Annotated in this window: 28 protein-coding genes; 10 read left to right on the top strand and 18 right to left on the bottom strand. The window is 67.0% G+C overall.

Features of this window, described 5'->3' with window-relative positions:
• Positions 1-78: 78 nt before the first annotated feature.
• Both gap and C6Y53_RS21050 read left to right on the top strand, forming a co-directional pair.
• Positions 79-1,083, top strand: a complete 1,005-nt coding sequence (gene gap / locus C6Y53_RS15125) for a type I glyceraldehyde-3-phosphate dehydrogenase (RefSeq protein ID WP_106473190.1) — start codon at positions 79-81, stop codon at positions 1,081-1,083.
• A 75-nt stretch (positions 1,084-1,158) separates the two neighbouring features.
• Positions 1,159-1,302 carry a hypothetical protein gene (locus C6Y53_RS21050; RefSeq protein WP_211299400.1) on the top strand — a complete coding sequence of 48 codons (144 nt, stop codon included), beginning with the start codon at positions 1,159-1,161 and terminating at the stop codon, positions 1,300-1,302.
• 64 nt (positions 1,303-1,366) lie between these two features.
• Here C6Y53_RS21050 and C6Y53_RS15120 read toward each other — a convergent pair whose 3' ends face one another.
• Both C6Y53_RS15120 and C6Y53_RS15115 read right to left on the bottom strand, forming a co-directional pair.
• Positions 1,367-1,720: a hypothetical protein gene (locus C6Y53_RS15120; protein ID WP_106473189.1), complete on the bottom strand. Its 354-nt coding sequence runs from the start codon at positions 1,718-1,720 to the stop codon at positions 1,367-1,369.
• 74 nt (positions 1,721-1,794) lie between these two features.
• Positions 1,795-2,277, bottom strand: a complete 483-nt coding sequence (locus tag C6Y53_RS15115) for an RNA pyrophosphohydrolase (RefSeq protein ID WP_106473188.1) — start codon at positions 2,275-2,277, stop codon at positions 1,795-1,797.
• Between the two features lie 151 nt (positions 2,278-2,428).
• On the opposite strand from C6Y53_RS15115, the gene C6Y53_RS15110 reads away from it, so the two are divergent.
• Positions 2,429-4,456, top strand: a complete 2,028-nt coding sequence (locus C6Y53_RS15110) for an NADPH-dependent 2,4-dienoyl-CoA reductase (RefSeq protein WP_106473187.1) — start codon at positions 2,429-2,431, stop codon at positions 4,454-4,456.
• Positions 4,457-4,483: 27 nt separating this feature from the next.
• Here the strand turns inward: C6Y53_RS15110 and C6Y53_RS15105 are convergent, their stop codons facing one another.
• The 4 genes from C6Y53_RS15105 to C6Y53_RS15090 are packed head-to-tail and all read right to left on the bottom strand — an operon-like array spanning position 4,484 to position 7,441.
• Positions 4,484-5,404, bottom strand: coding sequence for an OmpA family protein (locus C6Y53_RS15105; protein WP_106473186.1), 921 nt, complete (start codon positions 5,402-5,404; stop codon positions 4,484-4,486).
• Positions 5,401-5,973, bottom strand: coding sequence for a peroxidase-related enzyme (locus C6Y53_RS15100; RefSeq protein WP_106473185.1), 573 nt, complete (start codon positions 5,971-5,973; stop codon positions 5,401-5,403). The genes C6Y53_RS15105 and C6Y53_RS15100 overlap by 4 nt, the downstream gene beginning before the upstream one ends.
• Positions 5,970-6,722: a GNAT family N-acetyltransferase gene (locus C6Y53_RS15095; protein ID WP_425300309.1), complete on the bottom strand. Its 753-nt coding sequence runs from the start codon at positions 6,720-6,722 to the stop codon at positions 5,970-5,972. The genes C6Y53_RS15100 and C6Y53_RS15095 overlap by 4 nt, the downstream gene beginning before the upstream one ends.
• The gene (locus C6Y53_RS15090) at positions 6,719-7,441 is read right to left on the bottom strand and encodes a competence/damage-inducible protein A (protein ID WP_106473184.1); all 723 of its coding nucleotides are present in this window, start codon (positions 7,439-7,441) and stop codon (positions 6,719-6,721) included. The genes C6Y53_RS15095 and C6Y53_RS15090 overlap by 4 nt, the downstream gene beginning before the upstream one ends.
• Positions 7,442-7,489: 48 nt before the next feature.
• Between C6Y53_RS15090 and sfsA the strand changes: the two genes are divergently transcribed.
• Complete coding sequence (gene sfsA / locus C6Y53_RS15085) at positions 7,490-8,194, top strand: DNA/RNA nuclease SfsA (protein ID WP_106473183.1); 705 nt, start codon at positions 7,490-7,492, stop codon at positions 8,192-8,194.
• A gap of 66 nt (positions 8,195-8,260) precedes the next feature.
• The gene (gene map / locus C6Y53_RS15080; protein WP_244614849.1) at positions 8,261-9,076 is read left to right on the top strand and encodes a type I methionyl aminopeptidase; all 816 of its coding nucleotides are present in this window, start codon (positions 8,261-8,263) and stop codon (positions 9,074-9,076) included.
• Here the strand turns inward: map and rsmD are convergent.
• Complete coding sequence (gene rsmD, locus C6Y53_RS15075; protein WP_106473181.1) at positions 9,064-9,624, bottom strand: 16S rRNA (guanine(966)-N(2))-methyltransferase RsmD; 561 nt, start codon at positions 9,622-9,624, stop codon at positions 9,064-9,066. The genes map and rsmD overlap by 13 nt on opposite strands.
• Positions 9,621-10,832 (bottom strand): NAD(P)/FAD-dependent oxidoreductase, encoded by a 1,212-nt coding sequence (locus tag C6Y53_RS15070; protein ID WP_106473180.1) that lies wholly within the window; start codon positions 10,830-10,832, stop codon positions 9,621-9,623. Before C6Y53_RS15070 ends, rsmD begins: the two co-directional genes overlap by 4 nt.
• A gap of 108 nt (positions 10,833-10,940) precedes the next feature.
• Between C6Y53_RS15070 and C6Y53_RS15065 the strand changes: the two genes are divergently transcribed.
• Positions 10,941-11,429, top strand: coding sequence for a peroxiredoxin (locus C6Y53_RS15065; RefSeq protein WP_106473179.1), 489 nt, complete (start codon positions 10,941-10,943; stop codon positions 11,427-11,429).
• A gap of 16 nt (positions 11,430-11,445) precedes the next feature.
• On the opposite strand, the gene C6Y53_RS15060 is transcribed toward C6Y53_RS15065, so the two are convergent.
• From C6Y53_RS15060 to C6Y53_RS15035, 6 genes are all read right to left on the bottom strand, one after another.
• A complete protein-coding gene (locus tag C6Y53_RS15060; protein WP_106473178.1) occupies positions 11,446-11,742 on the bottom strand; it encodes a 4a-hydroxytetrahydrobiopterin dehydratase in 297 nt (98 codons plus the stop codon).
• Positions 11,739-12,926: a GNAT family N-acetyltransferase gene (locus C6Y53_RS15055; RefSeq protein ID WP_106473177.1), complete on the bottom strand. Its 1,188-nt coding sequence runs from the start codon at positions 12,924-12,926 to the stop codon at positions 11,739-11,741. Before C6Y53_RS15055 ends, C6Y53_RS15060 begins: the two co-directional genes overlap by 4 nt.
• Positions 12,927-12,956: 30 nt before the next feature.
• On the bottom strand, positions 12,957-13,730 hold the full coding sequence (locus C6Y53_RS15050) for a glycerophosphodiester phosphodiesterase family protein (RefSeq protein WP_106473176.1): 774 nt from the start codon (positions 13,728-13,730) through the stop codon (positions 12,957-12,959).
• Positions 13,727-14,188, bottom strand: a complete 462-nt coding sequence (locus C6Y53_RS15045; protein WP_106473175.1) for a RidA family protein — start codon at positions 14,186-14,188, stop codon at positions 13,727-13,729. Before C6Y53_RS15045 ends, C6Y53_RS15050 begins: the two co-directional genes overlap by 4 nt.
• Positions 14,189-14,259: 71 nt before the next feature.
• On the bottom strand, positions 14,260-15,561 hold the full coding sequence (locus C6Y53_RS15040) for an HlyD family type I secretion periplasmic adaptor subunit (RefSeq protein WP_106473174.1): 1,302 nt from the start codon (positions 15,559-15,561) through the stop codon (positions 14,260-14,262).
• A complete protein-coding gene (locus C6Y53_RS15035) occupies positions 15,558-17,282 on the bottom strand; it encodes a type I secretion system permease/ATPase (protein WP_106473173.1) in 1,725 nt (574 codons plus the stop codon). Before C6Y53_RS15035 ends, C6Y53_RS15040 begins: the two co-directional genes overlap by 4 nt.
• A gap of 166 nt (positions 17,283-17,448) precedes the next feature.
• Here C6Y53_RS15035 and C6Y53_RS15030 point away from each other — a divergent pair, with 166 nt between their 5' ends.
• Both C6Y53_RS15030 and C6Y53_RS15025 read left to right on the top strand, forming a co-directional pair.
• Positions 17,449-18,255 (top strand): MlaA family lipoprotein, encoded by an 807-nt coding sequence (locus tag C6Y53_RS15030; protein WP_106473172.1) that lies wholly within the window; start codon positions 17,449-17,451, stop codon positions 18,253-18,255.
• A complete protein-coding gene (locus tag C6Y53_RS15025; RefSeq protein ID WP_106473171.1) occupies positions 18,245-18,853 on the top strand; it encodes an MlaC/ttg2D family ABC transporter substrate-binding protein in 609 nt (202 codons plus the stop codon). Before C6Y53_RS15030 ends, C6Y53_RS15025 begins: the two co-directional genes overlap by 11 nt.
• Before the next feature lie 78 nt (positions 18,854-18,931).
• Here C6Y53_RS15025 and C6Y53_RS15020 read toward each other — a convergent pair whose 3' ends face one another.
• Complete coding sequence (locus tag C6Y53_RS15020) at positions 18,932-21,193, bottom strand: transglycosylase domain-containing protein (protein WP_106473170.1); 2,262 nt, start codon at positions 21,191-21,193, stop codon at positions 18,932-18,934.
• A 271-nt stretch (positions 21,194-21,464) separates the two neighbouring features.
• Between C6Y53_RS15020 and C6Y53_RS15015 the strand changes: the two genes are divergently transcribed.
• Together C6Y53_RS15015 and C6Y53_RS15010 are read left to right on the top strand one after the other, a co-directional pair.
• Entirely contained in the window at positions 21,465-21,803 is a 339-nt protein-coding gene (locus C6Y53_RS15015; RefSeq protein WP_106473169.1) for a P-II family nitrogen regulator, read from the top strand.
• Positions 21,804-21,829: 26 nt separating this feature from the next.
• Positions 21,830-23,161: an ammonium transporter gene (locus C6Y53_RS15010; RefSeq protein ID WP_106473168.1), complete on the top strand. Its 1,332-nt coding sequence runs from the start codon at positions 21,830-21,832 to the stop codon at positions 23,159-23,161.
• A 110-nt stretch (positions 23,162-23,271) separates the two neighbouring features.
• Here C6Y53_RS15010 and C6Y53_RS15005 read toward each other — a convergent pair whose 3' ends face one another.
• From C6Y53_RS15005 to smpB, 3 genes are all read right to left on the bottom strand, one after another.
• A complete protein-coding gene (locus C6Y53_RS15005) occupies positions 23,272-24,456 on the bottom strand; it encodes an amino acid aminotransferase (RefSeq protein WP_106473167.1) in 1,185 nt (394 codons plus the stop codon).
• Entirely contained in the window at positions 24,456-25,313 is an 858-nt protein-coding gene (sseA, locus tag C6Y53_RS15000; RefSeq protein ID WP_106473166.1) for a 3-mercaptopyruvate sulfurtransferase, read from the bottom strand. Before sseA ends, C6Y53_RS15005 begins: the two co-directional genes overlap by 1 nt.
• Positions 25,314-25,394: 81 nt before the next feature.
• Positions 25,395-25,871, bottom strand: coding sequence for an SsrA-binding protein SmpB (gene smpB / locus C6Y53_RS14995; RefSeq protein WP_106473165.1), 477 nt, complete (start codon positions 25,869-25,871; stop codon positions 25,395-25,397).
• Between the last annotated feature and the right edge of the window lie 50 nt (positions 25,872-25,921).

Below are 25,921 nucleotides of genomic sequence, written 5' to 3'. Positions count from 1 at the left end.
GGCCCTTTTCCCCCTTTTTATGCGATGCGTCGCTGGCTATATGGCCCGCAACCCTGTCGCGTTTCGGAGAGTTTGCCAATGACCATCAATGTCGGGATCAACGGTTTCGGCCGCATCGGCCGCTGCACCCTTTCGCATATCGCCGCCTCGGGGCGCAACGACATCCGCGTGGTCAAGGCCAACGCGACCGGCCCGCTGGAAACGGCGGCGCACCTGCTGCGCTACGACAGCGTGCATGGCCGGTTCGGCAATGACATCCGCGTCGGCGAACGCACGCTGGACCTGGGCCGCGGCGAGATCGAGATGTTCTCGACCTACGACCCGTCCGAACTGGACTGGTCGGGATGCGACGTGGTGCTGGAATGCACCGGCAAGTTCAACGACGGCAACAAGGCCGGCGTGCACCTGGAGCGCGGCGCCAAGTCGGTGCTGATCTCGGCCCCGGCCAAGAACGTGCAGAAGACCATCGTCTTCGGCGTGAATGACGAGATGCTGGCCAAGGGCGACAACATGGTGTCGAACGGGTCCTGCACCACCAATTGCCTGGCGCCGCTGGCCAAGGTCCTGGACGAGGCAATCGGCATCGAACATGGCCTGATGACCACGATCCATTCCTATACCGGCGACCAGCCGACGCTGGACCGCCGCCACTCGGACCTGTATCGCGCCCGTGCCGCGGCGATGGCAATGATCCCCACCAGCACCGGCGCGGCCAAGGCGCTGGGCGAGGTGCTGCCGAACCTCAAGGGCCGGCTGGACGGGTCGGCCATGCGGGTGCCGACGCCGAACGTGTCCGCCGTCGACCTGACCTTCCGCGCGGCCCGCGACGTGACCGCCGACGAGGTCAACGCCGCCGTCGAGGAAGCGGTCAAGGGGCCGATGGGCCGGGTGATGTCCTATGACCCCGAACCCAAGGTTTCGATCGATTTCAACCATACCGACGAAAGCTCGATCTTCGCCCCCGACCAGACCCGCGTCGTCGATGGCCGCATGGTGCGCGTGCTGGCCTGGTACGACAACGAATGGGGTTTCTCGGTGCGGATGGCCGACGTGGCCGTTGCCATGGGCCGGCTTAACCAATAATTCGATATTGCCTGAAATGCTGCGCCCGGCCAGCCGACGCTGGCCGGGCGTTTTTTTGTCGGGAGGCAGACGGGAATGACCAACCGGATCGCACTGGTGCTGGGGGTGCTGATTCTCGGTGCGCTGGCCACCGACCTCTACCTGTTCGGATCGCAGCACCTGATTTTTCTGGGCAAGAAGATGAACCAGTTCATCGAATGGCTCGCCTTCTGGCGCTGACACGACCACAGGCCCGCGCCGCCGCGCGGCCGGGGGCCGTCCGGCTCCGCAGCGCCGGTTGCCGTCAGTCTCCGTCGGCGGCCGATCCGCCGCCGCCTGAACCGCCGCTACCCGTTCCCGCGCCCCCGCTGCCAGCTACACCGCCCGGCGGCGGCGTGGTCGGCGTGCCGCCCGCACCCACCGGCACACAGCCGCAGGTGGCGGCCTGGGTCCCAAAACCGAAATAGGGCCGGGTGGTCAGCGCGACGCATTGCTGCCCGGGCGGGCATTTGCCGACACAGGCATCCTTGATGATGATCCCGCGTTTCAGCCGGCAGGTCACGATCAGCGATGTGATGAACCGGCCGAACACGTCGAACACCAGAATGATGACGACACCGCCGACGATGACGGTAATCCAGAAAACTCCTCCGGACATGGCTCTACCCTCCTGCCCGGAAATATAGCACATTCAGCGCCTTGGCGCATCCCAAACCCGGTGCGGCGGGCCGATCAGAGCAGCGGCGCGAACGCCTGCACCACCCGTTCATAGACCGCCCGTTTGAACGGCACGATCCCCTCGGCCAGCGTCCCGGGATCCTGCCAGCGCCAGGCGGTGAACTCGGGGTGATCGGTGGCGATGTCGATCTGGTCGTCGCGGCCGAGATAGCGCAGAAAGAACCATTTCTGTTCCTGCCCACGATACCGCCCCTTCCAGATATGCGGCACCAGCTCGTGCGGCAGGTCATAGCGCAGCCAGTCCGGCGTTTCGGCCACGATCTCGACCAGCCCCGGCATGATGCCGGTTTCCTCGCCCAGTTCGCGCAGGGCCGCGTCGCGCGGGGCTTCGCCCCGGTCCACGCCGCCCTGCGGCATCTGCCAGGCATCCGTGTTGCGGTCGCCACGCTGTCCGGTGAACACCAGCCCGTCGCCATTCACCAGCATGACGCCGACGCAGGGGCGATAGGGAAGGCGCGCGATCTGATCGGGGGTCATGTCCGGGTCCCTGCCTGTTGCCTCTCCTGTCTATCGCGCACCCGCGCGAGCGCAAGGGGCCGGGTCGGGCGCCGGGATGGGGGTATGACGCGGCGTCCCGCGTGACGTGCGCGTCAACCGCAGTATACCGGCACCAGCACAGGAGGACTTCATGGCCGATTACCCGCATCTTCTCGCCCCGCTCGATCTCGGTTTCACCACGCTGAAGAACCGCGTTCTCATGGGCTCCATGCATACCGGGCTGGAAGAGACCGGCGACTGGGACCGGGTGGCCGAGTTCTATGCCGCCCGCGCCCGTGGCGGCGTGGCGCTGATGGTGACCGGCGGCATCGGGCCGAACCTAGAAGGATCGGTGGCCCCCGGCGCGTCGATGATGACCACCGAACGCGATGTCGGGAACCACTCCGTCGTGACCGCCCGCGTGCATGACGCCGGCGGCAAGATCGCGATGCAGATCCTGCATGCGGGGCGCTATGCCTTCGGTCCGAAATGCGTGGCGCCCAGCGCGGTGAAATCGCCGATCTCGCCGTTCCCGCCGAACGAACTGGACGAGGACGGCATCGAAAAGCAGATCTCGGACATCGTGAACGCGGCGGTGCTGGCGCAGCAGGCCGGGTATGACGGGGTCGAGATCATGGGCTCCGAGGGGTATTTCATCAACCAGTTCCTGGTCACCCACACCAACAGGCGCACCGACCGCTGGGGCGGGTCCTACGAGAACCGGATGCGCCTGCCGATCGAGATCGTGCGGCGCACCCGCGCGGCGGTGGGCACCGATTTCATCATCATCTACCGGCTGTCGATGATCGACCTGGTGCCGAACGGGTCGACCTTCGACGAAGTGGTGCAGCTGGCCCGCGAGATCGAGGCCGCCGGCGCCACCATCATCAACACCGGGATCGGCTGGCACGAGGCCCGGATCCCGACCATTGCCACCAGCGTGCCGCGCGCGGCCTTTGCCTGGGTCACCCAGAAGCTGATGGGCAAGGTGGGCATCCCGGTCATCACCTCGAACCGGATCAACACGCCCGAGGTGGCCGAACAGGTGCTGGCCGAGGGCTGCGCCGACATGGTGTCGATGGCCCGCCCGATGCTGGCCGACCCGGATTTCGTCGTGAAGGCCGAAACCGGCGCAGCGGCCCGGATCGCGCCCTGCATCGCCTGCAACCAGGCCTGCCTCGACCACACTTTCGGCGGCAAGCTGACATCCTGCCTGGTCAACCCGGCCGCCTGTCACGAGGCCGAGCTGGCGATCACGAAGGCGGACAGCGCCAAACGCGTGGCCATCGTCGGCGCCGGTCCGGCGGGGCTGTCGACCGCGATGGCGGCGGCGGAACGCGGCCACGAGGTAACCGTGTTCGACCGCGCCGACGAGATCGGCGGCCAGCTCAACATGGCCAAGCAGATCCCCGGCAAGGAAGAGTTCCGGGGCTTCGTGGACTGGTATCGCACCATGATGGACACGTCAGGCGTTCACCTGGAACTGGGCCGCGAGGTGTCGGCTGAGGACCTGGACGGCTATGACGAGGTGGTGATTGCCACCGGTGTGACGCCGCGCGACCCGCAGATCCCCGGCCAGGACCGCGACAACGTGCTCAGCTATATCGACGTGCTGCGCGACAAGGCCCCGGTGGGCGACCGCGTCGCCGTGATCGGCGCGGGCGGCATCGGTTTCGACGTGTCCGAGTTCCTGCTGATGGACGGCAACAGCCCGACCGAGAGCCTGCCCGACTGGATGCGGGAATGGGGCGTTGCCGATCCCGCCGAACATCGCGCGGGTCTGGCCCCGGAAGGACCGCAGCCCCATGCGCCCGCGCGCAAGGTCACGCTGCTGCAGCGCAAGGCCAGCCGCCACGGCAAGGACCTGGGCAAGACCACCGGCTGGATCCACCGCGCGACGCTGAAGATGATGGGCGTCGAATTCCTCGGCGGCGTGAACTACGAACGCATCGACGATGACGGCCTGCATGTCAGTTTCGGCGAAGAGCGCGCCAATCCGACCGTGGTGCCGGTCGATACGGTCGTTCTCTGCGCCGGACAGCTGCCGGAACGGTCACTGGCGGATGCGCTGATCGAACGCGGCATCACGCCCCATGTGATCGGTGGCGCGGATGTCGCCGCCGAACTGGACGCCAAGCGTGCGATCAACCAGGGCACGCGGCTGGCCGCGACGCTCTGACCGGCGCGGTGCCCTGCGGGGCACCGGTCATTGCCGGTTCAGCAGGACCGCCTCGACCCGCCGGTTCGCTTCGCGGCCTTCCGGGGTCCGGTTCGAGGCCACCGGGGCGAGATATCCCGCACCCTCGGCCTCGATGCGGCCGGCGGCGATCTCATGGGTCCCGATCAGCCGGTCGCGCACCGCCCCCGCGCGGCGGCGGGACAGCGCGATATTGTCCGCCAGCCCGCCAACCGTGTCGGTATGGCCGACCACGGCGATCCGCGCCTCCGGGTTGTCGCGCAGGAACCCGGCCAGGGTCGCGAGCGAGGCGAACGGGCCGTCGCCCAGCCGCGCCGCGCCGGTGGCAAAATCGAGATCGGCCAGCACGACATGGCCGTCGTCAACGAGCGCCGACAGGAGATCGCCCCCGGCACCGTGCGGGGGTGACACGGCGCCCGCCGACGCGACCGCGAGCGGCGCGGCCTCGACCGGGACAACCTGGATCACCTGCACATGGGCCGCGTTTTCACCGCCGCTGACCAGCAGGCTCAGCGCCTCGGTCTCGCCGCGGGTGGCCGACAGGAACCGGTAGTCCCGCAGGTCCACATGCATGTCGGGGGCGGGCACCACCTCGGTCCCGAAGCGGAAGTCGAAACCGCCGCAGGCACGCCCGTCGCACTGGAACAGGATGTCATAGCCATCCGCCACGATCTGATCGCGCAGCGGCGCCATGATCTGCAACGGGGTCGGCCCGCCGCCCAGCCGCCAGGTGCGCCGCACCACCCGGCCCTCATAGACCCGTGCCGGCACCGCCCCGTCCGCGAACGGCCCGGTCGGCAGCGCATAGCCCTCCAGCGGGCTGATCCGCTCGGAGAGCTGTCGCGCGCCCGTGGGCAGGGTCAGCCCCTGTGCCGGGGCGGCAACCGGCGCCGCCGCCACCAGCGCGGCCAGACCCAGCGCCCGGATCAACGGAACTGGCCGTGGTAATCGTCGTTGGGCTTCATCGCGACGGAGGACGCGACCCGGTTGGTCATGTTGAAGAACGCGGCGACATTGACGATGTCCCAGATGTCGCGGTCGGAAAACCCGTGATCGCGCAGCGCCTGCCGGTCCGGTTCCTCGACCGTGGCGCTGGCCGTGGTCACCTTGGCGGCAAAATCCAGCATCGCGCGCTTGCGCGGATCGAGCGGCGCAACGCGATAGTTCATCACCAGCATTTCGCCCAGCTGCGGATCGCCGGACAGCTGCCGCACCGCCGCGCCATGGGCCACCAGGCAATAGAAACAGCGGTTGATCGACGACACCACCACCGCGATCATCTCGCGCTCGAGCTTGGTCAGCCCGCTATCGGCCAGCATCAGGTCATTGTAGAGCGTGGTAAATGCGTTAAGCTTGCCGATGTCGAATGTGTGCGCCGTCAGCACGTTGGGCACCATGCCCAGCTTTTCCAGGCAGATGTCGAAATATCTCTGCGTCGCCTCGGGCAACGGGTCGACAGCTGGCAGGTCGAGCGCGGTGGTCGCTGTGGTGTCGGTCATGGTCCTTTTCCCTCCGGCGGCGCGATACGATAGTGATAGGCCCCGACCTGCGCCATGCCCAGCGCTGCGTATAGCGCGTTCGCCGCCGCGTTGTCGCGCGTGCAGACGACGGTCAACAGGTCGGCCCCGTTCTCGGCGGCCCAGAATCCCGCGGCACGCAGAAACCAGCGCCCCATCCCGTGGCGGCGCTGGAACGGCGGGATTTCCAGCGCGTGCAGCATGGCGGTGCGCCCGTGGATCGCGACAAAGGCTGCGCCGGCGGGTTTGTCCCTGTTCCGGCCCATCAGCCCGGTCCTGGGGCCCTGCACCCGGTCCATGACCGCCAGCCGGTCCGGCCCGATACCGCCCGCCGCCCAGAGCTCGCGCATGATCGCCAGCGGTTCCCACAGGGCAAAGACGGTGACGCGCGGCACCGGCGTGCCGGTCAGCATGCTGACGGGACAGGCCCAGGCGATCACCGGATCCTTGACCGCATAGCCGCGACCGGCAAGCGCCGCGTCCAGCGCGTCCTCGCCATCGCGCAGCATGAACAGCGGCACCTGGCCCAGGCCCCGCATGGCCGTTTCCGCCGCCTCTATGTCGTCGGCGGCAACGTCACGGCCCGGTTCGCGCAGGGTCGCCGCCGACACCCGGCTGCCGCCGCCCTGCCCGTCGCGCAGGACAAACGGACCACAGGGCAGCATCCGCGCCGGCGGCCATGTGGCATCGATCAGCGTCGAAAGCTCGGCACCGGTCAGCCTGTCGGTCACAGGCCAAGATCCCGCGCAAGGTCCGACATCGCCGCGTCGATCCGCCCGCCATCCGCGCCCCGCACCACCACGTTGGCGCCGAACACCCCGTCCTTGTGGAACGGGTAGCACCCGATGGACAGGTCGGCATAGCGATCCGCCAGCGCCGCCAGCTGCGCCGCCATGTCGCCCTCGGCCCGGAACACCCGCAGGCTCTGCGACAGCAGCGGCGACCCGCCCGTCAGCGTTGGCAGCACGCTGGCCAGCATGGCCTGGAACACCGCCGGCACGCCCGCCATCACATGCACGTTGCCCAGCGTGAACCCCGGCGCGGTGGAGACCGGATTGTCGATCAGCGCGGCCCCGTCCGGGATCCGCGCCATGCGCAGCCGGGCCGCGTTCAGTTCCATGCCGGTGCGCGCGTAATGCGCCTCGAGCAGCGCGCGGGCATCGTCGCGCACGTCGATCGGCGCGCCAAAGGCGGCGGCGATGCTGTCGGCGGTGATATCGTCATGGGTCGGGCCGATGCCGCCCGAGGTGAACACATGGTCGAACGCCTCCGACAAGGCGCGGACCGCCGTGACGATCGCGTCGCGATCGTCCGACACGATCCGGACCTCGTTCAGGTCGATCCCGTGGCGGACCAGTTCACCGGCAAGGAAATGCATGTTCGCGTCTCGGGTCCGGCCGGACAGGATCTCGTCCCCGATCACCAGCATCGCTGCGGTTGGATTGGTCATCGCGCGCCTCACTTGCAGCCCCGTCCGCATCGGTATAGGCCGCGCGCCATGCGGTTTCCATCCCCACTTGTTCCCGCGCGGCTGATCCGGCGCTACAAACGGTTCCTGGCCGATTGCCGCCTCGGGGACGGTCGCGAGATCACCGCCCATTGCGCCAATCCCGGCTCGATGCTGGGCCTCGCCGAACCGGGGATGAAGGTCTGGCTGGAACCCAATGACGATCCTGCGAAAAAGCTGAAATACGGCTGGCGCCTGGTCGATCACGAAAACGGCCATTTCACCGGGGTCGACACCTCGGTTCCCAACCGGGCCCTGCGCCTCGCGCTCGAAGCGGGCGACGTGCCCGGCCTGCAGGGATATGCCGGGATCCGCGCCGAGATCCGCTATGGCGAAAACAGCCGCATCGATTTCCTGCTGTCCGGGCCCGGGCGCCGCGATGCCTATGTCGAGGTCAAGAGCGTGACCCTGTGCCGCGCCCCCGGGCTGGCCGAGTTTCCCGACAGCGTGACCGCCAGGGGCGCGAAACATCTGCGCGAACTGGCCGCGATGGCACGGTCCGGCAACCGTGCCGTGATGTTCTTTCTCGTCCAGCGCACCGATTGCCAGCGGTTTTCGCTGGCCTCCGATCTCGATCCGGACTATGCCGCCGCCTTCGAAACCGCCCGCCGGGCGGGTGTCGAGATCATGTGCCAAAGAACCCGTATCACGCCGGACGGCGTGACACTGGGGCCACCTTTGGAAATCGTGATCTGATCGCGTATGGCGCTTTTTCGCCAAACCCCCTAAACTCTTGCCCCGACAACAGGATGGAGCGCTTTGTTGAAAAACGAACTACCCGGCCATGTGACCAAGGAAGGTATCCGCATCTACGATGTCGCGGATTATCCCGGCATGCATCGTGCCGGCGCTCTGGCCGCGCGTATCCTCGACGAGATGGCCGGCCATGTCTTTGTCGGCCAGACCACCGGAGAGCTTGACCGCATCATCACCGAAAAGGTCGAAGAGGCCGGCGCCGTGTCGGCCACGATCGGCTACAAGGGCTATCAGCACGCATCCTGCATTTCGGTCAACCATGTGGTCTGCCACGGTATCCCGGGCCAGAAAACGCTCAAGGACGGGGACATCCTGAACATCGACGTGACCGTGATCGTCGATGGCTGGTATGGCGACACCAGCCGCATGTATGTGGCCGGGAAACTGTCGCGCAAGGCCGAGCGGCTGATCCAGGTAACCCATGATTCGCTGATGAAGGGGATCGAGGCGGTCCGCCCCGGCAACACCTTCGGCGACATCGGCCATGCGATCCAGAGCTATGTCGAGGCACAGCGGATGTCGGTGGTCCGCGATTTCTGCGGCCACGGGCTGGGCCGGGTGTTCCACGCCCCCCCCAATGTGCTGCATTACGGCCGTCCCGGCACCGGCGCGACGCTGGAGGAAGGCATGCTGTTCACCATCGAACCGATGGTGAACCTGGGCCGCCCGGAAACCAAGACGCTGGCCGATGACTGGACGGCGGTGACCCGTGACAAATCGCTGTCGGCGCAGTTCGAACATTCGATCGGCGTGACGGCGGATGGCTGCGAAATCTTCACCCTGTCGCCCGCGGGCCGGTTCCACCCGACCTATTCGTCCTGATCCCGCGACAGCAGCGTGACATGGGTGTCGCCATAGCGCCGCCGGTCCTCCAGCGCGAAACCCTCGGGCGGTGCCATTTCGGTGCTTTCCTCCCAGACCACCAGCGCGCCGGGGGCGATCCAGCCGCCGGCCAGTGCCGCCGCCAGCGCCTTGTGCCCCAGCCCCCTGCCATAGGGCGGGTCGAGAAACACCAGGTCAAAGCCCGCGCCGGCACAGGCCCCCAGCCGGGTGGCGTCCCGGCGGATCAGCGCGGTGTCCCCCGCGCTCCCGGTCAGGTCGACATTGCGCCGGATCAGGGCTGCCGCCGCGCGGCCGTCATCGACGAAGGTGACCTGCGCGGCCCCGCGCGACAATGCCTCGAGCCCCAGCGCGCCGGTGCCCGCGAACAGGTCGAGCACCCGCGCCCCGTCCAGCACATCCAGATGCGTCAGGACCGAGAACAGGCTTTCGCGCACCCGGTCGGTGGTCGGGCGCAGATGGGCGCCCGCATCGCCCTTGCCGACCGCGGCCAGCGCGCGGCCCCGGAACCGTCCCGCGATGATCCTCACGGTCGCAGCAGCGCCTTGAGGTCGGCAGACCCGTCGGCGATCACCGCCGCATCGGCGCTGCGCCCGGCCTCGATCAGGCGTTTGCCGACCATATAGGCGCGCGGATCGTTCATCGCGTCCACCGCCAGCAGGTCGTCGCCACGGAAATACCAGAACGAAACCGCGCCGCTCTCGCCCCGGCGGGTCACGATCCGGTCATAGCCGGTGTTCAGCCCGGCGATCTGCAGCTTGACATCATACTGGTCCGACCAGAACCACGGTTTCGGCACATAGGCCACGCCGGCGCCCAGCATGTTGCCCGCCACGCATTCCGCCTGGTCGATGGCGTTGGGCACGCTTTCCAGCCGCAGCCGCCCGTCCCGGTAGGGAAAGGAACAGCAATCGCCCGCCGCCCAGATCGCCGGGTCCGAGGTCCGGCAAAGTACGTCCACGGCGATGCCGTTGTCGATGTCCAGCCCCGCCGCCTGCGCCAGCGCGGTTGCGGGTTCGATGCCGATGCCGACCACCACGAAATCGGCAGGCAATTCGCGCCCGTCGCTCAGCACCGCGCCGGACACGCGCCCGTCCTTGCCGATCAGGCGGTCCAGCCCCACGCCTTCGCGGATATCGACGCCATGCCCGCGATGCAGGCTGCGGAAGAACTCGGAGGTTTCCGGCGCGGCGACCCGTTGCAGGATCCGCCCAGCGGCCTCGACCAGCACCACCTCGGCCCCCAGCCTGGCCGCGACCGCCGCCGCCTCGAGCCCGATATAGCCACCGCCCACGATCAGGGCGCGCGCGCCCTCGGTCACGTCAGGCGCCATCGCGTCGACATCGCTCAGCGTCCGCACCACATGCACGCCCGCCAGATCGCCGCCGATCGACGCGGGCAACCGCCGCGGCACCGAGCCGGTCGTCAGCGCCAGCTGGTCATAGGCGATGGTTTCGCCATCGACGCGGACGGTTTTCGCCACGCGGTCGATCGCATCGACCCGCTGCCCGGAACGCAACACGATATTCTCGTCGGCATAGAAGCTCTCGGGCCGCAGGAACAGCCGCTCCAGCGCCATCTCGCCCAGCAGATAGCCCTTGGACAGCGGCGGCCGCTGATAGGGCGGAACCGGTTCCTCGCCGATCAGCGTCAGGCGGCCGGCGAACCCGTCCTTGCGCAGCCGGGCGACCATCGACGCCCCCGCCTGCCCCGCCCCGATCACAACGATGTCATCCATGCCAAAGCACCTCTCTTTTTCCGGCCCGGGTCTGTTGGCACGGGTCTGGCCCGCACCCTATAGTCGCCAGCGACTCGAACGCAATTCCAGCAGGGGAGAAACACCGCCATGAGCATTTCGACCGGAGACAAGCTGCCCGACGCAACGCTGCTTCAGATGGGCCCGGACGGTCCCGAACCGGTGGCGCTCGCCGACCGGCTGGCAGGCCGCAAGGTGGTGATCTTTGCCGTGCCCGGCGCCTATACCCCGACCTGCCATTCGGCCCATGTGCCCAGCTTCGTGCGCACCTTTTCCGGGTTCGCCGACAAGGGCGTGGACGAGATCGTCTGCGTGTCGGTCAACGATCCCTTCGTGATGGGCGCCTGGGGCGACGCGACCGGCGCCACGGCCGCGGGCATCACCATGCTGGCGGACCCGTCGAGCGCCTTCACCACCGCCATCGGCATGAATTTCGACGCGCCGCCCGCCGGTCTGAACGCCCGGTCGAAACGCTATGCGATGCTTGTCGAGGACGGCACCGTGTCGCTGCTGCAGGCCGAGGAAAACCCCGGCGTCTGCGAAGTGTCGGCCGGCGAGGCGCTGCTCGCGTCGATGTAGCCGGACCACCCGCCGCTCAGCCCGCGAGCGTATCCATCTTGCGGGCGAGCTTGGCATCCCGCGCGGTCAATCCGCCAACGTCATGGGTGGTCAGTTCTACCTCGACCCGGTTGTAGACATTGCGCCAATCGGGATGGTGGTTCCATTTCTCGGCCCAGAGCGCGACCCGCGTCATCCATCCGAACGCATCGACAAAGGTCGCGAATTCATAGGTCTTGGCAATCGCATCGCGCCCCTCGACCGGGTGCCAGCCATTCTCGATCAGCGGCGCCAGCAGCAGCGCCCGGGTTTCTTCGGACAGACGTTCGCTCATTCCCGTTCCTCCACCGGCACCTTGCGGAAGGGGCCGTATTCGGTCAGCGCCTCGATCTCGTCGCCCACGGCATCCGCCTCGGCCTCGAGATACTGCGCGATGGCCCGGGCGAACCCCGGATCCGCCACCCAGTGCAGACTGCAGATCTGCGTCGGCAGGTAGCCGCGGGCCAGCTTGTGTTCACCCTGCGCACCGGCCTCGACCCGGGCGAATCCATGCGCGATCGCAAACTCGATGGCGCGATAGTAACACATCTCGAAATGCAGGCAGGGATGTGTTTCGACGCAGCCCCAGTAGCGGCCGAACAGGGTTTCGCGCCCGATCACGTTCAGGGCGCCCGCGACCCAGCGCCCGCCGCGTTCGGCCATCACCAGCAGCAGATCGTCGCGCAGATGCGCCTGCGCCGCGTCAAAGAACGCCCGCGTGAGATAGGGCGAGCCCCATTTCCGGGATCCGGTATCCTGGTAAAAGACCCAGAACGCATCCCAGTGTTCGGGGCGGATGTCGTCTCCGCTCAGCATGTGGATGGTGCCGCCAAAGCCGTTGGCGCGGCTGCGTTCCTTGCGGATGGCCTTGCGTTTGCGGGAACTCAGCGCCGCGAGGAAATCACCGAAATCCGCAAAGCCCCGGTTGAGCCAGTGAAACTGCTGGCTGGTGCGTTTCAGCAGGCCCATCCTTTCGCCCGCCTCGGCCTCGTCCGGGGTGCAGAAGGTGATGTGCAGCGACGACAGGCCGTTATCGGCGGCAAGCTGCACCGCGCCCTGGACCAGCGCGGACTGGCCGATCCCGTCATAGCCCGGCCGCACCAGCAACCGCCGCCCGGTCGCCGGGGTGAACGGCACCGCCATCTGCAGCTTGGGGTAATAATCGCCGCCCGCGCGTTCATAGGCATGGGCCCAGGAATGGTCGAAGATGTATTCGCCCTGGCTGTGGCCCTTGGCATAGAGCGGCGCGCAGGCGATCACCATGCCATCGAGCCGCGCGACCAGGTATTGCGGCTGCCAGCCGGTGCCGGGTCCGACCGACCCGCTCTCCTCCAGCGCCTTGAGGAACCGGTGCGTGGTGAACGGGTCGCGGGGGCGGCCCCCGTCGGCGGTTTCCGGGCAGGCGCAGGCATCCCAGTCGCCGGCGGCGATCTGCGACAGCGAGGCAAGAACCGTGATTTCGATCTGCGCCTGATCCATGCCCCATGATCGGCCCCGGCGTACCGGGGTTCAAGCGGGCAAGGCCGCCAGATAGCGTTCGAAGGTCACATTGTCGGCAAGACGGCGCGCGTCTGCCTCGGCCTGCGGCGACCGGATGGTCCAGCACAGCACCGGCACACCGGCGCGACGCAGGTCCTGCACCCGGCCGCGACCGAGATCCTTGGCCTGGTGGCTGATGAAGGCGGCGCCGACCCGGTCGAAATCCGGGATCTCGCGCAGCGCCGCGCGCCGGTCCGCCGGAACCGGCCAGTCGGCGGCCTCGAACCGGTCGGTGACCAGCCCGCGCGGCAGATCCGGGGCCAGCCGGGCCATCTCGGCCACGGAATGCGGATTGAACGACATCACCGCCACCGGCCCCGCGTAACCGGCGAGCGCCGCCGCCGTGGCGGCCTCGAGCGGCCCCACGTCAGGCCCCAGCGCGCCGTCCTGGTCCTTGATCTCGACCAGCAGCGGCACCCGGCCCGCAACCAGGTCGAGCACCTCGGCCAGCGTCGGGATGCCTTCGCCATCGCCATGCCCGAGTGGCACGCGCCCGGCCTCGGCCGCGGTCAGGTCGCGCACCGGACCGCGGGCCTCGGTCAGCCGCGACAGGTCGTAGTCGTGGAAGACCAGCGGCACCCCGTCCGCGCTCGGCTGCAGGTCGATCTCGATGGCATAGCCGGCCTCGATTGCCGCGCGAATCGCCGCGCGGCTGTTTTCGGGCCGTCCCTGCGCGGTGTCATGCAGCGCGCGGTGGGCGACGGGCAGGCGCAGGAAATCCTGTGGTAGCGGCGGCACGGTCATCGGATCTGGAAGATCCCCTCGATCTCGACCGCGACGCCCAGCGGCAGCGCGGCTGCTGATACGGCGGAGCGCGCGTGACGGCCCGCATTGCCCAGCACCTCGACAAGGAAATCCGAGGCGCCGTTGATCACCTGCGGCTGCTCGATGAAATCGGCGGTGGAATTGACGAATCCGGTCAGCTTGACCACGCGTTCAAGCCGGTTCAGGTCGCCGCCGCAGGCGGCGCGGACCTGCGCCAGCAGGTTGATCGCACAGCGTTTCGCGGCTGCGGCCCCCTCGCTGGTCTCCAAACCGTCGCCCAGCTTGCCGGTAATCAGTGATCCCGCATCGTCCGTGGAGATCTGGCCGGACACATAGACCAGATTGCCGCTTTGCACATAGGGCACATAGTTCGCCGCCGGCGCCGGCGCGTCCGGCAGGATGATCCCCAGTTCGGCCAGCTTTTCTTCGATCGTCATGTCTGTCCTCGCCTCCGCTGCAGCTTTGCGCGGACGCTAGCGGGGATGCGCGTCCTCGGAAAGGGCCAATGTCAGGATTCCCGGAACGCCTTGACGAAGTAATCCGACAGCGGCTTGACCAGATAGGCCAGCGGCGTCCGGTCCCGGGTCCGGATAAAGGTCTCGACCGGCATGCCGGGGATCAGGACGGTGCCATCGGGCAGCCGGGCCTGCTGGTCCTCGTCCAGCATGATCTCTGCCCGGTAGAACGACGCCTGGGTGGCATCGTCGTCGAAGGCATCCGCCGAAACCTGGCGCACGGTCCCCGACAGTTCGGGCGTCTGCCGCTGGTCCAGCGCCGAGAACCGCAGCGAAACCGCCTGCCCGACATAGATCTGATCGATATGGATCGGCTCGACCCGCGCGGCGATGACCAGCGGGCGGTCCTGCGGCACGAGGTAGAGCACCGGCTCGGCGGCGCGGATCACCGACCGGGGGGTGTGCACCTGCAGGCCATAGACGATCCCCGAAACCGGCGCGGTGATGTCCAGCCGGTCGAGCTGTTCGCGCAGCGACCGCCGTTGTTCGGCCAGTTCCAGTTCGCGATATTGCAGGTCGCGCAGCTCGGTGATCGCCTCTTCGCGCCGGGTGGTCCCCAGCTTGAGCATCTCGATCTCGATCTCGGTGATGCGCCCTTCGGCCTGGGCCTGCGCGGCGGTCAGTTCGCCCAGCGTGCCATCCAGATCGGCGGCGGTGCGTTGCAGGTTCAGCACCGTTGCCGCCTGCGCGAGACCTTTCTTGAGCAGCGATTCCTGATTGTCCAATTCTTCCTGAATCAGGTCGAGCTGCGTGTTCAGCGATTTCTGCTGCGCCTTGATGCCGACGATCTGGTCGCGGATCTGTGCCCGGCGCTTGTCGAGCTGCTCGGATTCGCGCTCGGTCGATTCGTTGCGGGCGCGGAACAGGCGTTCCTGGCCGGCCAGCAGGTCGGCGATGTCGCTGCGCGACCCGGCCGCCTCGACGATCTCGGGAGCATAGGCGATGATGTCGGTCCCGTCGCGCTCGGCCTCCAGCCGGCCCCGGCGCGCCAGCACCTCGAACAACTGCCCCTCGGCGATATTGTATTGCGACAGCAGCAGCTTGTCATCGAGCCGGATCATGACCTGACCCAGTTCGACACTGTCCCCTTCCTGAACGAGGATTTCATCGACCACGCCGCCGTCGAGATGCTGGACCACTTGCCGGTTGCGGTCCACCTCGATCCGGCCCGACGCGATGATGGCGCCCGAAAGCCGGGTCATGGCCGCCCAGCTGCCAAAGCCCCCGAGCAGCACCAGAAGCGCCGCCAGCCCGATCAGGACCGGCCGGCGGGCGGACCATTCCCCGGCGCTCATCGCACGCCCCCCATGCTCTTGGTCTTCTGGATTTCCTCGTGATTGACCACCAGCTTGCGCAGCACCTCGTCCTTGGGCCCGAAGGCGGCGCGGATACCGTGATCGAGCACCAGCAGCATGTCGCATTCCTGTATCGCGGCGGGCCGGTGCGCCATGATCAGCACCGAACGCCCGGTTTCCTTCATCATGCGGATCGCCTTGTTCAGCGCCAGCGACCCCTCGTTGTCGAGATTCGAGTTCGGTTCGTCCAGGATCAGGATCACCGGCTCGTCATACATGGCGCGGGCCAGCCCGATTCGCTGGATCTGACCGCCCGACAGCCGCCCGCTGGTGGCCGAGACCGGCGTATCGTAGCCATGCGGCAGTTCCACGATCATGTCATGGGCGGCGGCCATCCGGGCGGCCGCGACAACCTTGTCCGGATCGGGCTGCAGGTCGAGGCGGGCGATGTTCTCGGCAATCGTCCCGTCGAACAGCTGCACCCGTTGCGGCAGGTAGCCGATATAGCGGCCCAGCGCGTCGGGGTCATACTGGTCCAGCGCGGCCCCGTCCAGCCGCACCTCGCCACCGGCGGGATACCAGACGCCGGTGAGCGCACGCGCCAGCGTCGTCTTGCCGGAGCCTGACGGTCCGATCACACCGATTGCCTGCCCCGGCTCGACCACGAAGGACACGTTCTTGAGCGAGGCGCGTTTCTCGCCCGGCGGCACGATGGTCAGCGCCTGTGTCCGCAGGTTGGCCTTGGGGCGTGGCAGCGGCGTGCGCTCGCGTTCAGGCGGCACCGCATCGAGCAGTTCCGCCAGGTTCGACCAGCCTTTCGTCGCGCGCTGCACGAGCGCCCATTGACCGATCGCCATTTCGATCGGCGCCAGCGCCCGGCCGAGCAGGATCGATGCGGCGATCATCGCGCCCGGCGTCACCTCGTTCTGCAGCACCAGGTAGGCGCCCAGCCCCAGCATCGCCGATTGCAGGAACAGGCGCAGCGCCTTGGTGGTCGATGAAAACCTGCCGCTGACATCGCCGGCCGCAACGCCGCGTTGCAGGGAATGTTCCCGGGCCACCTGCCAGCGGCGGAACGCAGCGCCCTGCATCCCCATCGACCGGATCATTTCGCTTTCGGTGCGGATGCCCTCGGACATCAGGTTGGCCCGGTGGCTCGCGGTGTTGGCCTCGATCACCGGCCGGCGCGAAAACACCTGGTTGAGCACGGTGATCACGATCAGTATCGCCCCGCCGACCACCGCCAGGATACCCAGCCAGGGGTGGAACAGCATGATCCCGAACAGGAAAACCGGGGTCCAGGGAATGTCGAAAGCCGACATCATCACCGGCGACGCGATCAGCCGCTGCACCGATTCCAGGTCGGACAGCCCGGTCTGCGCCACCGGATCGTTCGACACCGAGGACCGGCGGATCATCGCTTCGAACACGCGCCGGTCGAGCCGCGACTGGAATCGCGCCCCGGCGCGCGCCATGATCCGGCCCCGCGCGAAATCCAGCAGCGCCATGTTGCCGTAGAGAAACGCCACCAACAGCGACAGCGCCACCAGCGTTTCCTCGGACCGGCTGCCCAGCACCCGGTCATAGACCTGCAGCATGTAGAGCGGCCCGGTCAACATCAACAGGTTGACGAAAAAGCTGAAAACAGCAACGAACCAGTAGAGGCCGCGGCTCTGTCGCCGCGCGTCGCGCAATTCCTCGCGGCCGCTTTTTCGTCTCATTCAGACTCTCCTGTCCCGCGCCGTCCGGGCGGGGATACATGGTCCGGCCGAAATTAGCCGGTTTCCAAATCGCCGCTTTGACATTAAGTCAAGGCGGGCTTCAAGTGAACCAACCAAGGCATCCCGATCACGGGTCGTGGGCGAAGACGTAACGGATACCGGTCAAATGAACGTTAATGATTGCGCCGCCAAGGCCGGAATTGTCATAGCCCTGAGCGCGCTGCTGTCCGGTTGCGCAACCCCCACGCCCGAACAGGTGGCCAGCGGCGAGCCCTTCGACCCCTACGAAAAGAACAACCGCGCGGTTCACCGGTTCAACGTGGCGGTGGACAGGATCTTCTTTCGCCCGGCAGCCAAGGGCTATACCAACCTGATACCGGACCCGATCGAGGACAGTTTCAACTATTTCTCGGAAAACCTCTCGAAGCCGGGCGATACCGCCAACTTCATCGCCCAGGGCAATTTCCGCGAAGCGGGCATCTCACTGGCGCGGTTCCTGGTGAACACCACGATCGGCTTTGCCGGCCTGGCCGATCCGGCCACAGAATTCGGCATACCCGAGGCCGAGACGGATTTCGGCGAAACCCTGCATGTCTGGGGCGCACCGGCGGGCGCCTATGTCGAACTGCCCGGCTTCGGTCCGTCGACCCAGCGCGACGCGATCGGCCTCGTTGCCGATTTCTTTACCAACCCGCTCACCTTCGCGCTGCAGAACCCGGCCGAGAATATCGGCGTCTATTCGAACGTGGTGGAACGGCTGTCGGATCGTGGCCGGTATTCGGACACGGTCGACGCGATATTGTATGAAAGCGCCGACAGCTATGCCGTTGCCCGGGTGATCTACCTTGAAAACCGGCGCTACGAACTGGAAGGCAATGACGGGGATTCCTATGTAGACCCGTATGCCGATACATCCGGGGGCGGCGCGTCCGACCCCTATGCCGATATCTACGAGGACCCATATGCTGAATAAGTCCCTGCCCCGCCGCTCCTTCCTGACCTCGGCCGCCGCCGCTTCGGCGCTCGCGACGCTGCCGGCACCGCTGCTGGCCCTGACCGAGGCCGGCGCCCGTTCCCTGGTCGATTCGCTGGTTGGCGATATCAACAAGGTCATTGCCTCGGGAAAATCCGAATCGGCGATGATCAAGGATTTCGAGAAGATCTTTGTCCGCTACGCCGATGTGCCGATCATGGCGCGTTACGCATTGGGGCCCGATGGCCGCCGCGCCAGCAAGGCCCAGATGCGGTCCTTTACCAAGGCATTCCAGTCCTATGTCGCCCGCAAATACGGGCGCCAGTTCCGGGAATTCATCGGCGGCCGCGTCGAGGTGAAGGGCACGCGCAAGATCAAGGCCGGGTATGAAATCCGCGCCACCGCGCATCTGAAGGGCGAAGCGCCGTTCAACGTGACCTTCCTCGTGTCGGACAAATCGGGCCGCGAACGGTTCTTCAACATGTTCGTCGAGGGCGTGAACCTGCTGCTGACCGAACGCACCGAAATCGGTGCCATGCTCGACCGGCGCAAGGGCAATATCGACCAGTTGATTGCCGACCTGCAAAAGGCCGGCTGAGCGACCGGCCGCGCGGGGTCTCTGCTGGAAGCCCGGGAAACCGGCCGCGGCTCCGGTCGGGGCCGCTGACCCAGGGCGTCAGCGGTCGCCGGCCTGACGGGGCGTGTTGCCGCCGCGGTTGCCACCGCCGCCGCCAAAGATATCGCGCAGGACATTGTCGACGACCTGACCCAGCCCGCCGCCGCTGCGCCGGTTGTTCGCGTTGCCCGCGCCGCCCGGTTCGCGGGTCCGGGTCGGTCCCTGCGGCTCCATCAGCGGCAGCGGCGTCGGCGTCAGCCCGTCATGCACGCGCACCATCGTCTCGTGCCAGATCTCGGCGGGCAGGCCGCTGCCGGTCACCCCTTTCAGCGGCGTGTTGTCGTCATAACCCATCCACACGCCGGCCACATATTGCGAGGTAAAGCCGATGAACCAGGCGTCGCGCGCCTCCTGCGAGGTGCCGGTCTTGCCCGCCGCCTGCCAGCCGTTCAGCCGCGCCCGCGTTCCGGTGCCCTCGGAGATCACCTTTTCCAGCATCCAGACCAGCTGTTGCGCCGCTTTCTGACGGATCACCCGTTCGCCGATGCCGCCCGTGGCCCCCATCAGGGGCGCGTCGTCGCCCAGCAGCGTCAGTTCGGTCAGCCCGTAGGGCGTGACCGCCGAACCACCGTTGAGGATACCCGCATAGGCGCCCGTCATCTCGATCAGCGTCGCCTCGGACGCCCCCAGCGCCAGCGCCGGTCCGGCGGCGAGGTCGCTTTCGATGCCGAAATCGCTGGCCACCTGCCGCACCGATTCGCGGCCGGCGCTTTCCGAGATCTTGACCGCCGGGATGTTCAGCGACCGTTTCAGCGCATCCGTCAGCGTCACCCGGCCGGAATAGCGGTGGCTGTAATTCTCGGGACACCAGCGGCCGGAGCCGGCGATATTCATGCAGAACGGTTCATCCACCACCGTGTCGAGAGGCGAATAGCCCAGTTCCAGCGCGGTTGCGTAGACGAAGGGCTTGAACGCCGATCCCGTCTGCCGCCGGGCCTGGGTGGCGCGGTTGAAAACCCCCGACACCCGTGTTTCACGCCCCCCCACGATCGCGCGCACCGCCCCGTCGGCGGACATCACCACGATCGCGGCCTGCGCCTTGGATTCGTCGCTGACCTTTTCCTGGAACACGAACTTCATCGCCTCTTCGGCGGCGGCCTGCAGCCGGCGGTCCAGCGTGGTGCGGATCACCACGTCCTCGGTGGTGTTGCGGGCGAAGTAGTCCGGTGTCTTTTCCATCACCCAGTCGGCGAAATAGCCGCCTGCCCGCTCGGCCGCGGCCTGTGACAGCCGGGCGGGGTTCGCCCGCGCCTGCCGGGCCTGCTCCGCGCTCAGATAGCCCTGGTCCTCCATCAGGCCGATGATGAGGCTGGCCCGGTTCTGCGCGCGGGTCAGGTTGTTGGTGGGGGCAAACCGTGTCGGCGCCACCAGCAGACCGGCCAGCATCGCCGCCTCGGAGGCGTTGAGCTGCGCCGAGGACTTGTCGAAATACCGCTGGCTCGCCGCCTCGAAGCCACGCGCCCCGGCGCCGAGGAAGGCGCGGTTCATGTAGATGGTCAGGATCTCGTCCTTGGAGTATTTCACCTCCATCGCCATCGCAAAGATCGCTTCCTTGATCTTGCGCCAGAGCGTGGTGCGGCGGCAATCGGCCTCGAATTCGGCCTCGGTCTTGCCCGAGGCGGGATCGTAGGGGTCGCCCAGGCACAGTATCTTTGCCGTCTGCTGGGTGATCGTCGATCCGCCATGACCCGAGAGCGGGCCGCGCCCCTCGCGCAGATTGATGCGCACCGCGCTGGCGACGCCGCGCGGGCTGACACCGAAATGCCGGTAGAATCGCTTGTCCTCGGTGGCGATAATCGCGTTCTTGAGATGTGGCGACACGGTTTCGGTGGTGACCACCCCGCCGAACTGGTCGCCGCGCCACGCGAACACCTCGCCGTTGCGGTCGAGCATCGTGACGGACCCGCGCGCGCGCTGGTCCAGCAGGGTCTCCGGTTCCGGCAGGGTCGTATAGATATAGCCGACCCCCAGCGCCACCAGCAGCACCATCACGATGGTCACCCGCGACGTGACCACCCAGATCAGCCGCAGGATCCAGCCGATCACCGAGCGGATCAGCCGCCCGACCCAGCCGAAGATACCGCCGCCGCCCTTGCGGGCGTTCGACCGTTTCCGCGCGCCGCGCCCGGCGCTTTTGCGGGTGCCGGCCGGTTTCGACCGGGACCCGGTGGATTTGCGCGCTGATTTGGCCGCGGTTTTCTTGCCCGGGCCATAGCGCCGGTCCGCGACCAGCGGCGGGTTTCGCCGTTTCCTGTCCGTCATGCCTGCACGCCCTTTTCGGCCTTTTCGCGCAGACTACCCCGCCGCCGCCGGATTGTAGAGGCCCGATTGGGATCGAAGCCGGGAAAGGTGTCTGCCCAATTTTTCATCGATGGATCGTTTTTGTGCAAAAATTGTGCGTTCTTTCGCGCCAGGGACGGTTTTTTCGCATCCGCAGCATACCCGCCACGCGCGGGATCGGGTTCCCTGACCATGCATGAGGTGCAGCCCCGTTGTCATCACCCGGGGGCGGCCCAACAGGAAGGAAAACCGAGTGAAACAGATCATTGCAACGATCAAGCCATTCAAGCTCGACGAGGTGCGCGAAGCGCTGACCGAGATCGGGCTGCGCGGAATGATGGTCACGGAAATCAAGGGCTTCGGCTCGCAATCCGGCCATACCGAGATCTATCGCGGCGCGGAATACCAGGTGAATTTCGTCCCCAAGATCAAGCTGGAACTGGTGGTGCCGGACGACCAGGCCGAAGAGATGGTCGAAACCATCGCGCGCAGCGCCCAGACCGGCAAGATCGGCGACGGTAAGATTTTCGTGCTGGATGTGGATCAGGCCGTGCGGGTGCGCACCGGCGAAATGAACGAGGACGCGCTGTGAACGCGCGCAAGGAAGGAAGACGAGACATGAAACCGATCAAGACGCTTGCCTTCGCCGCACCGATGCTGGCCTTGCCGGGTCTGGCGATGGCGCAGGAGGCCACGGCCGTCGCCGGCGAGACGGCTCAGCACACCCAATACATCCTGACCTCGCTGCTGTTTCTGGTGGGCGGCTTCCTCGTGTTCTGGATGGCCGCCGGGTTCGCCATGCTCGAGGCCGGGTTGGTGCGCTCCAAGAACGTGACCATGCAGCTGACCAAGAATATCGCGCTGTTTTCGATTGCCGCGATCATGTACTGGCTGGTCGGCTACGGCCTGATGTATCCCGGTGACAGCTGGTCGATCGCCGGCGTTCTGGGCGGGCTGGCGCCTGCCGCGCTCGAAGCGGTCGGGCTGGATGGCGTCGATCCCGATCTCGGCTATGCCTCGGTCGGGTCCGATTTCTTCTTTCAGCTGATGTTCTGCGCGACCACCGCGTCGATCGTGTCGGGCACGCTGGCCGAACGGATCAAGCTGTGGCCGTTCCTCGCCTTCGTGGTGGTGCTGACCGGTATCATCTATCCGATCGAGGCCTCCTGGCAGTGGGGCGGCGGCTGGCTGTCCGAGATGGGCTTTTCCGACTTTGCCGGCTCGACGCTGGTGCACGCGGCGGGCGGTTTCGCAGCCCTGGCCGGGGCGCTGGTGCTGGGACCGCGGATCGGCAAATACACCGCGGACGGCAAGGTCGTACCGATCCCCGGCTCGAACCTGGCGCTGGCCACGCTCGGCACCTTCATCCTGTGGCTGGGCTGGTTCGGCTTCAACGGCGGCTCGCAGCTGGCCATGGGCACGATTTCCGACATCGCCGACATCTCGCGCATCTTCGCCAACACCAACATGGCGGCCGCGGCCGGCGCGGTGGCGGCGCTGGTTCTGGTGCAGCTGCGCTATGGCAAGGTCGATCTGACCATGGTGCTGAACGGCGCGCTGGCCGGGCTGGTGTCGATCACCGCCGAACCGCTGGCCCCGAGCCTGTTCCAGTCGCTGATCATCGGCGCCGTGGGCGGCGTGATCGTGGTGTTCACGGTTCCGGTCCTCGACAAGCTGAAGATCGACGACGTGGTGGGCGCCATTCCGGTGCATCTGGCTGCCGGTCTCTGGGGCACCTTCATCGTCGCCTGGACCAATGCCGAGGCCAGCTTTGTCACCCAGCTTGTCGGCTTTGCGTCCATCGGCCTGTTCGTGTTCGTCGTCAGCTACATCGTGTTCACGGCGATCAAGAGGCTGATCGGCCTGCGTCCGGACGAGGAAGCCGAGATCAACGGGCTGGACCAGGCCGAAACCGGCATGGAAGCCTATCCCGAGTTCTCGCTGGGCTGACCTCCCCCGCCACCTGAAACGGGAAAGCCCCGGGCCATGGCCCGGGGCTTTTCTTTTCCGGCCGCCGCAGACGCCGCCGACGCCGCAAGGCGCGGCGCGAATGCCGCGGTTCAGACGCCGGCCCTGATGATGGCGTCGGCGAGGATCGGAACGGTCTTGGCGTTCAGCCCCGCGATGTTCAGGCGGCTGTCGCCCACCATGTAGATCCCGTGGTCCTGGCGCAGTTTCTCGACCAGTGCGGGCGATGCGCCGAGGCGCGAAAACATGCCGCGATGGTCGCCGATGAAGGCGAACCTGTCCGATCCCGCCAGCCGCTGCAATTCGTCGGCCAGTTGCCGCCGCAGGCCCAGCATGGACAGCCGCACATCCTCCAGTTCCGCCGCCCAGTCGGCGCGCAGATCGGCGTCGTTGAGAATGGTGGTCACGACGCGCGCGCCGTGATCGGGCGGGAAGGAATAGTTCTGCCGGTTCAGGAAGGCCAGCGTGCCCTGGTTCAGCCCCTGGCGGCCGGTATCGGCGGCAATGGCCATCAGCAGGCCGGTGCGTTCGCGGTAGACGCCGAAATTCTTGGAACAGCTCGCCGCGATCAGGCATTCGGGCACGCCGGCGGCGACCGTGCGGGTGCCGGCGGCATCCGCTTCGAGACCGTCGCCAAAGCCCTGATAGGCGATGTCGATCATCGGCACCGCGCCGGTTGCGTTCAGAACCGCGATCACCTCTTGCCATTGCACCGGGTTCAGGTTGGCGCCGGTCGGATTGTGACAGCAGCCATGCAGCAGCACGACATCGCCCGGCGCGGCCTTCTTCAGGTCGGAAATCATGCCGTCGAAATCCACGCCGCGGGTTTCGCTGTCGAAATAGCGGTAGGGCACCGCTTCGATCCCCAGATAGTTCAGGATCGAAATGTGGTTGGGCCAGGTCGGGTCGGACACGAAAACCCGCGCCGAGGGGTTGGCCATGCGGATCATCTCGAACGCCTGCCGGCAGGCGCCGGTTCCGCCCGGCGTGGCGGCGGCCGCGATCGCGGCGCGCGGCACCGCGTCGCCCAGGATCAGCCCGATCATGGCATCCGCATAGGCCGGGTCGCCCAGCAATCCGGTATAGGCCTTGGTGTCCTGGGTTTCCCACAGCCGATGCTCGGCGGCCTTGACGGCGCGCATCACCGGCGTGATGCCGTCGGCATTGCGATAGACCCCCACGCCCAGGTCGATCTTGTCGGTCCGCGGGTCATCGCGGAACATCTGCATCAGGGCCAGGATCTTGTCGGCGGGTTGGGCTTTCAGCGTTTCGAACATCACGCGTCTCCGGTTGCGATGGGAAGGGTCGGGAAGGCGCCCCATTCGGTCCAGGACCCGTCATAGAGCGAATGATCGGTCTTGCCGATCCGTTCCAGCGCCAGGCTGATCACCGCCGCCGTCACCCCGGACCCGCAGGTTGTGATGACCGGCTTGGACAGATCGACACCGGCGGCGTCGAACAGCTGCCGCAGCTCATCGGGCGCCTTCATCGTGGCATCGCCGTTCAGCAGGCTGGTATAGGGCACGTTGCGGGATCCGGGGATATGGCCGGCGCGCAGACCTTCGCGCGGTTCGGGCACCTCGCCCCGGAACCGCTCGGCCGACCGGGCATCGAGGATCTCGTGATCGCCCAGTTTCGACGCCTGGCTGACCTGGGTCACATCGCGCACGAGGCTGTTCTGCACCCGCACCGTCATGTGGCGGTCGCGGATCACGGGCGGCAGGTCCTCGATCTCGCGCCCCTCGGCCGTCCATTTCGGCAGCCCCCCGTCGAGCACCGCCACATCCTCCTGCCCCATCAACCGGAACAGCCACCAGACGCGGGCGGCGGAAAACAGCCCCGCGCCGTCATAGACCACGACCTGATGCCCGTCGCCCACGCCCATCGCGCGCAACCGCGACATGAATTTCTCGACCGGCGGCACCATGTGCGGCAGATCCGACCGGTGGTCCGAGATATCATCGATATCGAAGAACCGCGCACCCGGAATATGGCCGGCGTCATACTCGGCCTTCGCGTCGCGCCCGGCGCCGGGCAGGTAACATGACGCATCAAGGACCCGCAGGTCGGGGTCCTTCAGATGCGCCGCCAGCCAGTCGGTGGAAACAAGGGTTTTCGGATCGTCCTGCGCCATGTCTTTTCCCTCGCGGAATGTCCCGCCCTGCCTAGCTGCTGGAGGGCGTTACCGCAAGGCGGCGCGGCGGCGGATTTCACCTCAGCCGTGATCCTTCAGCAACCGCTGCTTGTGCCGGCCCCAGTCGCGTTTCGCCTGGCTTTCGCGCTTGTCATGCAGTTTCTTGCCCTTCGCGATCCCGATCTTCAGCTTGGCCAGCCCCTTGTGGTTGAAATAGAGCACGATCGGCACCAGCGTCATGCCCTTGCGCTGGGTGGCGTTCCACAGATCGGCAAGCTCGCGGCGCGACACCAGCAGCTTGCGGCGGCGGCGTTCCTCGTGGGGGAATGTCTTGGCCTGTTCGTAGGGCGCGATATAGCTGTTGACCAGCCACAGTTCGCCCTCCTCGACCGCGGCATAGCTCTCGGCGATATTCGCGCCGGTGGCACGCAGCGCCTTGACCTCGGACCCCTGCAACAGCAGCCCGCATTCCAGGTCGTCCTCGATCGCGTAATCGAAGCGGGCGCGCCGGTTCTCGGCGATCACCTTGTAGTTGGGATCTGTTTTCTGCTTTGCCATGACGCGCAGATTTAGGGCGCGACGATCACGGGCGCAAGCGGGGTGCGACG

The sequence above is a fragment of the Pukyongiella litopenaei genome (assembly GCF_003008555.2).
In the GTDB taxonomy this organism is placed as follows: Bacteria; Pseudomonadota; Alphaproteobacteria; order Rhodobacterales; family Rhodobacteraceae; genus Pukyongiella; species Pukyongiella litopenaei.
Note: the sequence above shows the minus strand (reverse complement) of the source record. Positions and strands in the feature narration are given on the sequence as shown.